Source organism: Mammaliicoccus sp. K-M42 (assembly GCF_022386375.1).
GTDB classification, from domain to species: domain Bacteria; phylum Bacillota; class Bacilli; order Staphylococcales; family Staphylococcaceae; genus Mammaliicoccus; species Mammaliicoccus fleurettii.
Window position 1 is genome coordinate 119,753 of record NZ_JAJNIS010000002.1, and the last position, 14,767, is coordinate 134,519.

The following is a 14,767-nucleotide window of genomic DNA, read 5'->3' on the forward strand; positions in this document are numbered from 1 at the left end:
AAAAATAAAACATGACCCAAACAATGGTGCCATTTATGTATCTGATAATATAATTTGATTAACCTTTTCTTTGCCTATTACTTTTCTTAGCATAAAAAATTGATAATAGCTTAAATGTTGTATTAGTCTTTGATATTTATAAATATCGTCTTGTCTAAGTTCATGATATAGTTTATACATCATTTGGATCTCTGGACGTAAATATTTAATATCTTTTTCTAGACTATGAAAATATATTTTATAATCTTCAACTTCTATATTATGATCGTGACTAAATTGCCATTTCTCATCTTTCGTTTCATAAATATAAACTTTAATGATCTTACATTGTGCTTTTGTATCATAAACATAATATTTTTTATAATTATAAAGTTCTTCAAGGGATATTTCTTCCAGTTCATCTAATGGTGTTTTGACTACCAACTGATATTGGTGTTTTAAAAAATAATTGGATAGTATTTCCACTTCTTCTCTGCTTACCGTAATACTCATTATTTCTTTTGTATATGTGTATTCATTTAGAAATAAATCAATAGCACATTGTCCACAAACAATATATTGTAATGGGTAGTCAGACATTATCTGCTTTATTTCATCTATTGATAAATATTGTTCGTTTCCTTCCAATTCAGTTACCTCCTAAGAAAGCGTTTTCACTCCTTTTCATTTTATCAGTTTTGTAATAATTATCCAATAGATTTTTATCCTTTATTCTTTACGATTTAGTGAATCTTCTTTTGTAAAACCATTTGGGTAACGTTCTTTTAATTTTTCTATATTGGCTACACCTATTTCATTTAAATCTATATTAAGTGCTGATGCACAACAAGCTATATACCATAGCACATCTCCAAGTTCTTTTTTTAATTCTTGCACATCTAAATCATGACCATGAAACTGATGTTTTTTGATTATATCTGCAACTTCTCCCGCTTCTCCAGTTAAGCCTAAAGCACCGTTTACTAAGCTTTGTTCAGGATCATTTTTGATATCCGACATCGTTCTTAATGCAAGTTCTTGATATTTATTTAATTCCACTTTATTACCCCTTTTTAATTTGATTTTTTAACATCTGGATGACAGATTGCGTCCCATTATCATCGAATCCCGATTTACTTAGTGCATCATAAACTTCTTTAGCCTTTAGTAATCCTGGCATAAATAATTCCATTTTTTCACTTTCTTCAATCGCAATTTTCATATCTTTAATAAAATGTTTAACATAAAATCCCGGCGCATAATCTTCTTTGACCATTCTTGGTCCTAAATTAGATAATGACCAACTACCTGCCGCACCATGTTCAATTGAAGCAAATACTTTATCTATATCCAAACCTGCTTCTTCTGCGTAAATTATTGCTTCTGCTACACCTAACATGCCAGCTGCAATTGCTATTTGATTTGAAAGTTTAGTATGTTGACCATTACCACTTTTACCTTGATATACAACATTTTTACCAATCACATTGAAGATATCCTCAACTTGACTAAACGCTTCTTCATCTCCACCTACCATGATTGTTAATGTAGCATTTTTAGCGCCAATATCACCACCAGAAACAGGGGCATCTAAACTTTTAACATTATGCAATTTTGCTTCATCATATATTGTTTTGGCTAACGCTGGACTAGAAGTAGTCATATCAATAACTATACTTCCTGCCTTAGCATGATTTAAAATACCATCTTTATTTAAATAAATCGATTCTACATCTTTTGGATATCCCACTATTGAGATTATGACATCACTTTTCTCTGAGAGAACTGCAATACTTTCACACCATTTAGCACCTAACTCGACTAGTGAATCTGCTTTAGATTTCGTTCTATTAAACACGTTAACTTTATATCCATCTTGTATTAGATGTGCTGCCATAGATTTCCCCATAACACCAGTACCTACAAAACCAATTGTTTTTTTATTCATCTAAAATGCCCCCTACTTTTTTCTAATACAATCATTATACCTATTTATCAGAAAAATCTAAAATATCGAGTTTTCTACTTCCCATATAACGATTAGAGGCTGAGACAATTAATTTGTCCCAGCCTCATTATAGAAACTTTTTTACCATTTAATTCAACATGTATTGCTTGATTTGAATTATGAAATAGTCTTTTAAATCATTAATGACCCATTCATCTGGTATCCCATCAACTGTTGTCTTCCAATTAGTATGAATTTCAAAAGAACGGTGTGGACATTCTGTTTCACTGAATTCAAGATGTAATTTCACCGTGTCTCTATTTGGTTCTAAATTATAATCTATCATATCTGAAGCTATAACTCTAAACGTTTCCTGTTCATTTAATAAAAATTCTTCGTCCGTACTTGAAAGAGATTCTAACACTTCATAACCTAAATATTGTTCATTGCCTATTTGATTTGCAGTGTGCCAAGCTATATTTTCAGTATCAATTGCTTGCCATTGCCCATTTCGATCAATATAATAATGCGCAATTCCTTGCACGTATCTTTCTTCAGGTGCATTTATTAATACTTCTCGCCATTCATTTGCATTCAATTCACTTGCATCATTATGAATAACAACACCAAGTAAAGGTTCGGTTCTTTTCTGCATTTCGTAATTTATATAATCATTTTCTGATGCCATCGTTATCCTCCCCTTTTTTATATAAACTTTTATTTATTTTAACATAAATAATTAATTAACTTGAAACTGTTTATACTACGCAATAAATGGTAATGTAATACTAGGAAGATAACAGGAGGTTGTATGTATATGACGCATCATTTTCATAAAGGAATTTTATTTTATCACGAAGCAGCTGGACAGGGTAATATTTTCAAAGAACTTGGACAAGTTACTGAAAACTTAACACAGCTTTGTGATGACTTAACTATAAAATTAAGTAAAGAAGAAGGACAAATAAAATCATTTTGTAAAGAAATAGCTGAAAATAATCACGTAAGTACCTATGATGTACTTTTCATTTTAGGTGGAGATGGAACATTAAATGAACTCATAAATGGTGTTGTAGAAAATAATCTTCAAATACCAATTGGAGTCTTACCAGGAGGGACTTTTAATGATTTTACAAAAACATTAAACCTTTCTCAAAAACCAATGCAAGCTTCTCAAGATTTATTAAATAGCCAAATAAAATCATTTGATATTTTAGATGTAAATGGTACATATGCACTCAACTTTGCTGGAATCGGATTAATGGTACAAAATGCTGAGAATGTTCAATCCAACCAAAAAGAATTATTAGGCAAGTTCAGTTATGTATTTTCTACAATAAAAACAGTATCAAATCCCGAAATTTATAAATATAAATTAACAGCAGATGGAAAAGAATATTCAGGAGAAACTTCAATGATATTAGTAGCCAATGGCCAAAATGTTGGCGGCAGTAAAATACCATTAGAAGATTTATCTCCAAATGACGGTAAAATGAATATATTTATCTTCGACAATCAAAACTTTAGTATTATTAACGACTTTTTCAAAGTTAAAGATAGCATGAATTGGAATGAAATAAGTGACAGTATTACACATATTTCTTGCGAATCAGCAACTTTAGCAACAGATCCAAATGCAAAGTTAGATATAGATGGAGAAATTCTATTTGAAACACCTGTAAATATCAAATTATTAAAAGACCAAGTTAAACTACTTTATTTAGATATCAATAATCAGTAATTCAAACTATATTTATAAGCAATTTCTTGCTAAAGTGCTTATAACACAGCTATGAAACTAAGATTGATAACAAAAAAAAACAGTAGCAATTCATTAGTTCATGAATTGCTACTGTTTTTTAATTAATATTTCAAAAACTTATTAAACCTGAATATTTCCTTGCTCATCTGCTGGTTTAAGTAGCGCTAAGACAGCACTAATAATTGCTATTACTTGTGGGATTCCCGTCCAACAAAATACTAAATGTAGCAAACCAGAAATAGGTTTTTGTGCATAAAATTTATGAACACCAAAGTTACCTAATAATAAAGCTAACGCTATATATATCCATTTATTAACTAACATAATAACCCTCCTTCAACTATAAGAACATTATATAATCTATATTATATTAATACCCTAATAAAACCTAACAATATCATGTGTTAAGTGACAATTTTGTAACATACATAATTTTAAAATCTAATTTTTGGATTTCTATATAACAAAAAAAGCCACCGACTTTGTCGACAGCTTTTTATTTAATTTCCCTAGTTCCCTAAATAATCGTTAAATTCAGCTATAAATTGTTCTTTATCATTTGATGATGGATATTGTAAACCACCTAATATAACTGACTGGCTACTTACAGTAATAAAATCATAATCAATAGAATGTTTCAAAAATATATTTTTTGCATCTTCTTGATTGTATTCATTCTCTAGGTTCTCAAATACTATAATCTTCTTATCAAAAAACATGACTGCCTCCAAATAAAACTTAATATATAAAGCTTACAAAACAATATTAAGTGAATCTAGGGTTAATTGATGTAAATTAATACTCAATTTGTTTATATATATTTTAAATGTAAAATAACAAAACAAATTTAAATGTTTTTTAATGATTATGGCCGTTTATGATTTATTAATGTATTTTTCACACTAGTTGTTCACATTATTTTATAATCATAACAATACCAAAACAAATTAATAAAATATATATATACTTTATTAATACTTGTTGATTAATCTTAGTGTTAATAATATGTCCTACCCACAAAGTTATAATAAGTAATGGTAAAATCATAATGAGTAAATACAATAAAGAGCTCGACCAAAACCCAGAAACACCATGACTAAATACTATAAAACACCCCGTAATGAAAAAGTGAACTTGAGAAATATTCTTTAAATCTGTTACATGCCATTTTTTTAAAGTACCGTAAACAATAATGGGTACACCATGACTATTATATGCACTACCTAAGATACCTGAAACGAGTCCTGCTATATAATCATATAACTTCGGTATTTGTTTATTTATTTGATAGATGTTTCTATAATGATTGATTAAGTTTATGGTTCCGTACAATAAGATGAAAATACCTAATACTTTAATAATGACATCTTCATTTGCCCATTTAACGATTAATATACCAACTGGAGCACCAATAATTGAACCAACCAACAATCTTCTTACAATTGACCAATTGAGATTTCTTCTGCTCTTAATAAATACAGGAAATGCTACCAACAAACCAACAATTGCAACAATCGAAACTGATAATTTAAAATCAATACTAAAAAGTGACAATAATGGCATAGTGACTAATGCTTCACCAAAACCAAAAATACTACGCACTAATGCGCCTAATAGTATTGATACGATAACTAATATCAAAATTGTAAAATCCATAATATCCCCTTTATTAATACACTATTAAAAAAACACTATATTTCAGCTTATTTCAATAAAATTTGATAAAAGGCTAAATCCAGCCATTTATCAAATTTATAACCTACTTTTTCAAGTGTACCTATATGTTTAAAACCTTTTTGCTTATGTAAATGTATACTACCTTCATTAGATGAATCAATACCCGCAACCATTGTTTTATAGCCATCAACTTTCGCAAGTAAAATTAAATGATCTATTAATTGTGTAGCAATACCTTGCCTTCTAAATTTAGAACTTACATAAATAGAATGTTCAATCGTATATTGGTATGCTGCCCAATTTCTAAACGGACCATATGAGGCAAACCCAGCAATCTCATTATCCTTTTCATAAACTATAACAGGTAAACCAGATTCTACTTTACTATAGAACCATTTTTTTCTTTCCTCAAGATCTGTCTGTTCATAAGTATATACAGTTGTTGTATTTAAAATAGCATCATTATAAATATCTAAAATAAACTTCAAATCATCCTCAGTTGCATTTCTAATCATGACTTGACCTCCATCGCACCTCTAATTTATTTAATCATATCAATCCAACATGAAAAGTAAAGAGCTTATTATAATAAATGATATACTTATAAATATTAAAATATAACAAAATAATTAAAGGACTTGATGAGTTGTTTGAATCAATTACATTAACAGAAGAAATATTAAAGGAACTACACCTTATTGAAAATATGAAAATAGAACCATTAAATATTGAATATGAGAGTTGTCATTATCAAATAAATGATAAAACATATAGAAGTAGACGCGCAAAAAAGACACCAAATAAACAGGGTTACTTTGTAGTATTTTGGATAAAAGACGAAAATAATAAAAATAGACCTTACACATATGAAGAAACATTAGATAAACTTATCGTTACAATAATTGATGAAAGAAAAAAGGGGCAATTTGTTTTTCCTAAGGATCTATTATACAAGAAAAAAATAATTAGCAGTAACAACATAACAGGAAAAATGGCTATGAGAGTATATCCAACTTGGGAGGATAACTTAAACAAAACCGCTTCTCAAACACAAAAATGGCAAAAAGATTATTTTATAGATTTATCAGATAAAGTTGATATTAGAAGATTAACTGAATTATATTAGTAATTGTTATTCATGATGGTACCTTCAATTTGTATAGTTTATTTATGTTTTCTATAACTATATTTAGTTAAAATATTATTAAATAGCTTTAAATTTTTATTGCCTTTTTATGTAAGTAGGGTTATTATAATTATATATTTTAAGCGATAACAAACATATAACCATGTAAAAGTAGACTTTGAATATAAGAACTAACATTCATAAAAACATCAATAATTAATTATATATATTACATAGTAAAAAGAGAGAAAAACTTGTTGTTAAGACATGGGGTTCTCTCTTTTGTTTTTAAAAAACTTTATTTAAATTTAATTAATTACTCTACAGAGTATTAATATAAAAAATTATAAAGGAGAAGAAGTACGATGGGAAAATATAATAAGGATGAAGTATTATATAACGAGAAAGGAGAACGTGTAATCATCAAAGGTAAAAAGAAAAATCCTTTTCTAGTTGGTTGTTTAGGTCTAATCATATTAATTATCATTATTAGTGCTTGTGCCGCAGCATTAGGTGGTAAAAATAACGATAAATCTATGGAAGATAAAGTAGAACAAAAGCAAGATAATAAATCTAGTGATAATCAAAGTGAGTCATCTGATAAAGAAAGTAAAGATAGTCCAAAAACAACTAGGGAACAAGAAGCAGCTTTGGAAAAAGCAAAGACATATGCTAAAACATTACATATGTCTAAAAATGGTATCTATAATCAACTTACTTCATCAATAGAAGGCTTTAAACCTGAAGACGCTCAATACGCGATAGATAATTTAAAAGTCGACTATAATAAAAATGCCTTAGAAAAAGCGAAAGATTATGCTAAAACTATGAACATGTCTAACGATGCAATTTATCAGCAATTAATTTCAACTGTAGAAGGCTTTACTGCTGAAGAAGCACAATATGCAATAGATAATCTGAAAAAATAAATACTTTATAAAAACAATAGGATTTTAATAAAAACATCCTATTGTTTTTATTTATGTTTTCTATAACTATTTTAGTTTTATACATTCAAATTAGTAAATAAAATTGTTATCCAATTAATGATCGACAAAAATATAAAAAACCCCCTCAAAGCATTGAGCTTTGAGGGGTTAAGCAATTAATATTGCTTCATATATTGTTCTCTTTCCCATTCAGATACTTGGGTACGGTAGTAATCCCATTCTAATGATTTAGATTGTATGAATTGGCGATAGATATGATTTCCTAATGCTTTTTTAACAACTGGATTTTCTTTCATTGCTTTAACAGCTGTATAAAGTGTTGAAGGAAGATCTTGAACGCCTACTGATTCACGTTCTTCTCTATCCATTTCATAGATGTTTTGATCTACTGATTCTGGAGGTGTTAATTTATTTTTAATTCCATCTAATCCAGCTTCTAAAATTGTAGCTAATGCTAAATATGGATTAGCTGCTGGGTCAACTGATCGAATTTCAACACGAGTTGATAATCCGCGTGACACTGGAATTCTCACTAATGGTGAACGGTTTTGTCCACTCCATGCAATATAACATGGTGCTTCATAACCTGGAACTAAACGCTTGTATGAATTTACTAATGGGTTACATACTGCTGTAAACCCACGCGCATTTTTCAAGATACCTGCAATAAAGTGGAAAGCGTCATCTGTTAACTGCATTTCTCCATTTGGATCGAAGAAAGCATTTTCTTTACCATTGAATAAAGAAACGTTAAAGTGCATTCCGCTTCCGTTTACACCAAATAATGGTTTTGGCATGAATGTTGCATGCAAATTATGTTTACGAGCGATTGTTTTTACAACTAATTTGAATGTTTGAATGTTGTCACATGCTGTAATTGCATCAGCATATTTGAAATCTATTTCATGTTGACCTGGTGCTACTTCGTGATGACTTGCTTCGATATCAAAGCCCATATCTTCTAATTCTAATACGATATCACGACGACAGTTTTCACCTAAATCTGTTGGTGCTAAGTCAAAATAACCACCATTATCATTTAATTCTAATGTTGGTTCTCCTTTTTCATCTAATTTGAATAAGAAGAATTCTGGTTCAGGTCCTAAGTTGAAATCTGTAAATCCTAACTCTTCCATTTCAGCTAATACACGTTTTAAGTTTGTACGTGGATCACCAGGGAATGGATTACCGTCTGGACTATAAATATCACAAATTAATCGTGCTACTTTTCCTTTACCTGCTGTCCATGGGAAAATTACCCAAGTATCTAGGTCAGGACATAAATACATATCCGATTCTTCAATTCGCACGAATCCTTCAATTGAAGAACCGTCAAACATCATTTCATTGTTTAAAACTTTTTCTAATTGTGAAATTGGTACCTCTACGTTCTTGATTGTTCCTAAAATATCAGTAAATTGTAATCTTAAATAGCGTACGTTTTCTTCGTCAGCAAAACGAAAAATATCTTCCTTTGTAAATGTTTGTTTAGCCATGTGATTATCCTCCAGTTTTTATTTAAAAAATCTTGATAAATCTCCACGATTAAGTGGTCCTTCTGTTTTAGAAGTTCCTCTAATTACACGTTCTCTCATCTTCAGTTCTTCATCAGAAAGGTCATTTTGTTCTTGTAAAAGAATTTGTTTTATACCTTTCATATTAAATCCCTTTTCGATAAGATTTTTAATTTCAAGTAATCGCTCTAAGTCATTTAAAGAAAATAACCGTTGATTACCTTCAGTCCTTTTGGGTGAGACTAGTTCGTTGCTTTCGTAATATCTGATTTGTCTTGCTGTTAGCTCAGTTAACTTAATCACTACACCAATGGGAAACACGGCCATGTTTCTTCTAATTATGTCTCTAGACAGCACGACCGCCTCCTTCATTTAAGAACTTAAAATAAATTTAGCACATAAATTTTCAGAAAACAAATAAATGTTAGAAAACCTTACATAAAATTAAAGTTTAACAAGTTGACTGTTTATTAAATTTTCTACCGCTCTTTTAATTGCAATTTTAACATGTTCATATGTTAATCCACCTTGTATATATGCTTCATATGGCGCTCTAATAGGACCATCTGCAGTTAATTCAATTGATGATCCTTGTATAAATGTACCTGCTGCCATAATGACATCATCTTCATAACCTGGCATATAACTAGGCAAAGGACTAAAATGCGCATTGATTGGGGATGCATGTTGAATCGACTGACAAAATGCTATCATTTGTTCTTTTGTTTCAAAAGTAACGGACTGTATAATATCTGTTCGCTTATCTTTATAGTGTGGTGTTGTTGTCATTTTTAATTTCTGTAATAATAGTGAAGTAAATAGTGCACCTTTTAAACTTTGACTGACTACATGTGGCGCTAGAAAGAAACCTTGATACATATCTGGCAAGTTTCCTAAAGATGCACCCGCTTCTTTGCCGATTCCTGGTGCTGTTAAACGATATCCACAACGTTCGATTAATTCTCTTTTACCTGTAATGTACCCGCCTATTTTTGCTAGTCCGCCACCTGGATTTTTAATAAGCGATCCTGCCATAATATCAGCACCTATTTCAATAGGTTCTCTATCTTCAACAAATTCTCCATAACAGTTGTCTACAAATATAATCATATCCGGATATTTCTTTTTTATATGTTTTATTGCATATTCAATTTGATCGATTGTTAATGAAGGTCTAGAGCTATACCCCTTTGATCTTTGGATTGCAATAACTTTTGTACATTCATTTATGCTTTTTAACACAGAATCTATGTCTATTTCATTATCTTTTAAAGGAACTTCATTATATAAAATACCTTGCTCCAAGAAACTTCCGATTCCGTTTCCATTAACGCCAATTACTTCTAACAGCGTATCATATGGTGTACCTGTTATATATAACAACTCTTCACCATATTTAAGCTGACTATTAAGTGCTAATGTGATAGCATGTGTGCCTGAAATAATTTGAGGTCTTACTAAACTATCTTCAGCTTTAAATACCCTACTATAAACATCTTCTAAATGATCCCTACCAATATCATCATAACCATAACCAGTTGTACCTACTAAATCAGATTCAGTAATTTTCACATCATGAAACGCATCTAATACTCTCTCTTGAGCAATTAATGCATTTTGTTCTATCTTATCAAAATATGGTCTTAATTCTGTTTCTACATCTGTAATTAAATTGTTTAATTTTTGTTCCATTTTTCAACCTCTTATTTCTGTTTATATCCTTTAACAAGATATGAATTTGATGCTTCATCAAAATCCATTGTCTCAACTAAAGTATGTGTTCTTTGCCAATATAATTGATCAGCATTTGATGACGGAATCGTCATTTCATAATATTCCATTGTTTCTTCTATCATTTGTACTAATTTTTCTTTCATTATAACTTTATCTTGAACATTTTTTGCAGAAACAAAAATTGAATGTTCTGAAACAGCTAAATGCGCTCCTTGAACCATATCTTTTTTATTAAATACAACGAGCATTGGGATATGTCCCATCTCTAACTGATTGACTAATGACATAACTGTTTCATATTGCTCCATATGATGTGGATGACTTGCATCAACTACATGAATTAACAATTGAGCATATTTCGCTTCTTCTAATGTTGATTTAAAAGCTGCAATAAGTGTCGTTGGTAACTTTTGAATAAAACCAACCGTATCTGAAATTATCACATTAAATCCATTATTTATTGTAATTGCTCTTGATTTTGGATCTAGTGTTGCAAAAAGCAAATCTTGTTCAAACGTTTCGTCATTAGATAACTGATTGAACCATGAAGACTTACCAGCGTTTGTATACCCTATAAGTGCAACTTGATATGCTTGATTGTGCTGTCGTCGCTCTCTATATCTTGAGCGGTGTGAAACAATAGTTTCTAATTGATGCTTTATTTCATTCATTCTAGTCCGTATATGTCTTCTATCAGTTTCTAATTTTGTTTCACCAGGTCCTCTTGTGCCTATCCCTCCACCAAGTCGAGATAAACTTTTTCCGTGACCTGATAACCTTGGTAGCAAATAATCTAGTTGGGCTAACTCAACTTGTAATTGCCCTTCTCTACTAGATGCTCTTTGAGCGAAAATTTCTAGTATAAGCTGCGTTCTGTCGATTATTTTCGTATTAAATAACTCATCTAAATGTTTAGATTGTCCAGTTGTTAACTCGTCATTTGCAATTATGGCATTAACATTTAAGTCATTTAATTCTATATATTCAATCACTTCTTCAATTTTCCCTTTTCCAAAATAATACTGTTGGTCCGGTCTGTCTCTTTTTTGAGTGAATATTTCTATCACTTCAAGTTTACTTGTAGCCGCTAAAGATTCTAACTCATCAACTGTTGATTGAAAAGTAGCTTCATCAATTCTTTTATCTTGAAATGCTAATAAGATTACCTTCTCAGTATCATGTTTAGTAGATTTCATATCATTCTTCATTTTATCACGCTCTCTTTAATTATATTTTAACATATAAATCAGTATGCATATTGATATGACTTTTATAAATTTACGACTATAATGGAAATAAGAAAAGGAGTGATTGCAATGTCAATTTATGACTTCGAAGTTGCGAAAACAAACGGTGAGAGATATTCATTGTCTGAATATAAAGGGAAAGCAATTTTAATCGTTAATACTGCTAGTGAATGTGGTTTCACTCCACAATTTGAAGGATTAGAAGAGCTTTATCAAGATTATAAAGATAAAGGCTTTGTCGTACTTGGTTTCCCTTGTAATCAATTTGGCAATCAAGAACCTGGAGACTCATATGAAGCTTACCAAAACTGTAAATTAAACTTTGGTGTAACTTTTCCAATGCATGAAAAAATAAAAGTAAAAGGTTCTGAACAACATCCACTATATGAATACCTTACGCTTGCGAAAAAAGGTATATTAAATGGAGCTATTAAATGGAACTTTACTAAGTTTTTAGTAAACAAAGATGGTGAGGTCGTTAATCGCTTTTCTCCACAAAAAAGTCCAGATCAATTAAGAAGTTCAATAGAAGAATTATTATAAATTTAAGAGGTTCTAAGATAGTATATTAAACTACTATCTTAGAACCTCTTAATTACATCACAGGACTTTATTCATTGTCTTTATTTTCTTCGTCTTGTGTATCTACGAAAGTTGAAATAGCATGTTTGTAAATTAGATTTTCTTTCCCTTGAATATCTAAAAGTACAACATTATCGTCAAAGTTGACAATTTTGCCTTTCATTTGAAATCCATTCAGTAAAAAGACTATTAATTCAGTACCATCTGATTTGAATTTCTCCAACAATACTTCTTGAATATTTTCTTTCTCTGCCATATGACTTTCCCCTTCACTTGGATAATTGGATTACGTTGTCTGCGATTTCTGATAAAGACTGTTTATCCCGTTGAAACCAAGTAACATTCATTTTATTTTTAAACCATGTCATTTGACGTTTGGCATATCTACGTGAATTTTGCTTAATTTGTTCTTTTGAAGTTTCTATATCTATTTCTCCCTTTACAACAGGTATTAATTCTTTGTATCCAATTGCTTGCATACTTTGAGAATTTTCATACCCTTTCTCAACAAGATTAGACACTTCTCTTAATAATCCTCGCTGCAACATCATGTCTACACGCATATTAATTCTTTCATATAATATTTCGCGCGACATTTCTATCCCAATTAATATTGTACTATATTTTCCAGAAAATGTCTGGCTTTTCTTTCGTTCACTTAAAGTTTTTTTTGTTTTTAAGTAATATTCAATTGACCTTTCAACTCTTTTGCGATTGTTTGGATGCACTGTTGACGCAGTTTCTGGATCAATTTGATAAAGATAGTCATGCAATTCATTATTTTTGAAATTAGATAATTTATTTAATTTATTATTTATAATTTCCATTTTTTCAGAACTTATTTCTTCTTCTTCAAGCTGATAATCATATAATACTGACTGAACATATAGCCCAGTTCCACCAACTAATATAGGTAACTTACCTCTATTATGAATATCCTCAACTACTTTTGTAAAATCTTGTTTAAACTTGTAGACAGAATAAGGTTCATCGGGTTCATAAACATCAATTAAATGATGGACTACACCCTCTTTTTCTTCTTCTGTAACTTTGGCAGTACCAATGTCCAAGCCTTTATATATTTGAAAAGCATCACCATTTATAATTTCACCATTTAAAGCTTTAGCCAATCTAATACTTAATTCAGTTTTCCCTACAGCAGTTGGTCCAACTATTGCAATTAATGGTTTATCATTCATTTGAAGATTCCTCTTTTTCTAATTGTTTAATTTGTAAATTCAACCAATTATATAAATGTTCATAAACGGCGTATTGATTCGTTTCAAATAAAACTTCATGACGTTTATTCTTATATAGTTGCACTGTGACATGTTTAACACCTGAACGTTTATAAATAGATGCTAATTGTTTAATACCTTGTCCAAAACCACCAAAATGATCTTCTTTACCTGATACAAGTAATATAGGCATATTTTTATTTTGCACCTTTATGAAATTTGATTTTTTAGTTTGGACTGTAGCTCTAACTGTCTCTAAAAGGATTTTGTGTGATACTGGAAATCCTGCAAATTTATCTTGCTCATATAGTTCACGGTTCTCATCACTTTGACTAATCCAATTATTATCTTTGTTTAAATCTTTATGTTGACGGTTAGTAGTTTTGAATGCAATATTGTTAATAAATTTAGACTTAGTACGACTTCCCAAAAATAAATTCACTACTTTTAGAGCGTATAAGTTCATTTTGCCGCGTAAATTCGAATAAACTACAGTACCAGATAAGATTAATATATCAACATCATCTGGGTAATCATGTACGAATTTTCTTGCAATTAGTGAACCCATTGAATGACCTAGTAATATATAAGGTAAATCAGGATTCAATTCATTTTTAAATGTATCTCTTATTTCTTTAGTATCATCAACTAAATCTTGTAATGAATTGAAATGACCTCTCGTTGATTCTTCAATGTTAATACCATGTCCACGATGATTATGACGAATAACATGAAAGCCTCTTTTACATAAATACTCAACTATAGCGTCATATCTATCTTTATGCTCAGCTACACCGTGCAATATATGTATAATGCCTATAGGTTTTTCATCTGTTTTATCTATGGTAACTTCTAACGTCTGTTCTGTTGACAGAGTAATTCTATGATTAAAACGTCTCAAAGACATACGCCTCCCTTTTGAATCATTATATCAAATTCTATACTGCTTAAAAATATATTACCTGCTTTCTCTGATAAATAAAAAAGCTGAGACAATTAAATGTCTCAGC

At 30.1% G+C, this 14,767-nt stretch carries 19 protein-coding genes; 4 read left to right on the forward strand and 15 right to left on the reverse strand.

Translation table 11 applies throughout. The annotated features are described in order from the left end of the window. Nucleotides 1-33: 33 nt before the first annotated feature. From LQ668_RS01980 to LQ668_RS01995, 4 genes are all read right to left on the reverse strand, one after another. Nucleotides 34-627, reverse strand: coding sequence for a hypothetical protein (locus LQ668_RS01980; RefSeq protein WP_203154089.1), 594 nt, complete (start codon nt 625-627; stop codon nt 34-36). An 81-nt stretch (nt 628-708) separates the two neighbouring features. Next, nucleotides 709-1,038 (reverse strand): nucleoside triphosphate pyrophosphohydrolase family protein, encoded by a 330-nt coding sequence (locus LQ668_RS01985; RefSeq protein WP_107510199.1) that lies wholly within the window; start codon nt 1,036-1,038, stop codon nt 709-711. 4 nt (nt 1,039-1,042) lie between these two features. After that, the gene (locus tag LQ668_RS01990) at nt 1,043-1,927 is read right to left on the reverse strand and encodes an NAD(P)-dependent oxidoreductase (protein ID WP_239775867.1); all 885 of its coding nucleotides are present in this window, start codon (nt 1,925-1,927) and stop codon (nt 1,043-1,045) included. 148 nt (nt 1,928-2,075) lie between these two features. Further along, nucleotides 2,076-2,615 carry an N-acetylmuramoyl-L-alanine amidase gene (locus tag LQ668_RS01995; RefSeq protein ID WP_239775868.1) on the reverse strand — a complete coding sequence of 180 codons (540 nt, stop codon included), beginning with the start codon at nt 2,613-2,615 and terminating at the stop codon, nt 2,076-2,078. Nucleotides 2,616-2,744: 129 nt separating this feature from the next. On the opposite strand from LQ668_RS01995, the gene LQ668_RS02000 reads away from it, so the two are divergent. Continuing rightward, nucleotides 2,745-3,668: a diacylglycerol/lipid kinase family protein gene (locus LQ668_RS02000; protein WP_078356375.1), complete on the forward strand. Its 924-nt coding sequence runs from the start codon at nt 2,745-2,747 to the stop codon at nt 3,666-3,668. A gap of 141 nt (nt 3,669-3,809) precedes the next feature. Here LQ668_RS02000 and LQ668_RS02005 read toward each other — a convergent pair whose 3' ends face one another. The 4 genes from LQ668_RS02005 to LQ668_RS02020 all read right to left on the reverse strand — a co-directional run bounded on the left by LQ668_RS02005 (nt 3,810) and on the right by LQ668_RS02020 (nt 5,881). After that, a complete protein-coding gene (locus LQ668_RS02005) occupies nt 3,810-4,013 on the reverse strand; it encodes a TM2 domain-containing protein (RefSeq protein ID WP_078356303.1) in 204 nt (67 codons plus the stop codon). A 185-nt stretch (nt 4,014-4,198) separates the two neighbouring features. Beyond that, a complete protein-coding gene (locus LQ668_RS02010) occupies nt 4,199-4,408 on the reverse strand; it encodes a hypothetical protein (RefSeq protein ID WP_078356302.1) in 210 nt (69 codons plus the stop codon). Nucleotides 4,409-4,604: 196 nt separating this feature from the next. After that, the gene (locus tag LQ668_RS02015) at nt 4,605-5,345 is read right to left on the reverse strand and encodes a sulfite exporter TauE/SafE family protein (protein ID WP_239732828.1); all 741 of its coding nucleotides are present in this window, start codon (nt 5,343-5,345) and stop codon (nt 4,605-4,607) included. A 47-nt stretch (nt 5,346-5,392) separates the two neighbouring features. Beyond that, nucleotides 5,393-5,881 carry a GNAT family N-acetyltransferase gene (locus LQ668_RS02020; RefSeq protein WP_078356300.1) on the reverse strand — a complete coding sequence of 163 codons (489 nt, stop codon included), beginning with the start codon at nt 5,879-5,881 and terminating at the stop codon, nt 5,393-5,395. Between the two features lie 131 nt (nt 5,882-6,012). On the opposite strand from LQ668_RS02020, the gene LQ668_RS02025 reads away from it, so the two are divergent. Beyond that, complete coding sequence (locus tag LQ668_RS02025) at nt 6,013-6,492, forward strand: MepB family protein (RefSeq protein ID WP_078356299.1); 480 nt, start codon at nt 6,013-6,015, stop codon at nt 6,490-6,492. 365 nt (nt 6,493-6,857) lie between these two features. Continuing rightward, nucleotides 6,858-7,421, forward strand: coding sequence for an Ltp family lipoprotein (locus tag LQ668_RS02030; RefSeq protein WP_239775869.1), 564 nt, complete (start codon nt 6,858-6,860; stop codon nt 7,419-7,421). A gap of 176 nt (nt 7,422-7,597) precedes the next feature. On the opposite strand, the gene glnA is transcribed toward LQ668_RS02030, so the two are convergent. The 4 genes from glnA to hflX form a co-directional block, all read right to left on the reverse strand. Then, a complete protein-coding gene (gene glnA / locus LQ668_RS02035) occupies nt 7,598-8,938 on the reverse strand; it encodes a type I glutamate--ammonia ligase (protein WP_078356297.1) in 1,341 nt (446 codons plus the stop codon). 18 nt (nt 8,939-8,956) lie between these two features. Continuing rightward, nucleotides 8,957-9,313 carry a MerR family transcriptional regulator gene (locus LQ668_RS02040; RefSeq protein WP_016912283.1) on the reverse strand — a complete coding sequence of 119 codons (357 nt, stop codon included), beginning with the start codon at nt 9,311-9,313 and terminating at the stop codon, nt 8,957-8,959. A gap of 87 nt (nt 9,314-9,400) precedes the next feature. Continuing rightward, nucleotides 9,401-10,648 carry a methionine gamma-lyase family protein gene (locus LQ668_RS02045; protein WP_107509959.1) on the reverse strand — a complete coding sequence of 416 codons (1,248 nt, stop codon included), beginning with the start codon at nt 10,646-10,648 and terminating at the stop codon, nt 9,401-9,403. An 11-nt stretch (nt 10,649-10,659) separates the two neighbouring features. After that, nucleotides 10,660-11,898: a GTPase HflX gene (gene hflX / locus LQ668_RS02050; protein ID WP_078356295.1), complete on the reverse strand. Its 1,239-nt coding sequence runs from the start codon at nt 11,896-11,898 to the stop codon at nt 10,660-10,662. Nucleotides 11,899-12,006: 108 nt separating this feature from the next. On the opposite strand from hflX, the gene LQ668_RS02055 reads away from it, so the two are divergent. After that, nucleotides 12,007-12,480 carry a glutathione peroxidase gene (locus LQ668_RS02055; RefSeq protein ID WP_078356294.1) on the forward strand — a complete coding sequence of 158 codons (474 nt, stop codon included), beginning with the start codon at nt 12,007-12,009 and terminating at the stop codon, nt 12,478-12,480. Between the two features lie 67 nt (nt 12,481-12,547). On the opposite strand, the gene hfq is transcribed toward LQ668_RS02055, so the two are convergent. From hfq to LQ668_RS02070, 3 genes are read right to left on the reverse strand one after another with little or no spacing between them, the layout of a single operon-like run. After that, nucleotides 12,548-12,775 carry an RNA chaperone Hfq gene (gene hfq, locus LQ668_RS02060; RefSeq protein ID WP_239732829.1) on the reverse strand — a complete coding sequence of 76 codons (228 nt, stop codon included), beginning with the start codon at nt 12,773-12,775 and terminating at the stop codon, nt 12,548-12,550. A 13-nt stretch (nt 12,776-12,788) separates the two neighbouring features. After that, the gene (gene miaA, locus LQ668_RS02065) at nt 12,789-13,718 is read right to left on the reverse strand and encodes a tRNA (adenosine(37)-N6)-dimethylallyltransferase MiaA (protein WP_078356292.1); all 930 of its coding nucleotides are present in this window, start codon (nt 13,716-13,718) and stop codon (nt 12,789-12,791) included. Next, nucleotides 13,711-14,658 carry an alpha/beta hydrolase gene (locus LQ668_RS02070; RefSeq protein WP_158079015.1) on the reverse strand — a complete coding sequence of 316 codons (948 nt, stop codon included), beginning with the start codon at nt 14,656-14,658 and terminating at the stop codon, nt 13,711-13,713. Before LQ668_RS02070 ends, miaA begins: the two co-directional genes overlap by 8 nt. Between the last annotated feature and the right edge of the window lie 109 nt (nt 14,659-14,767).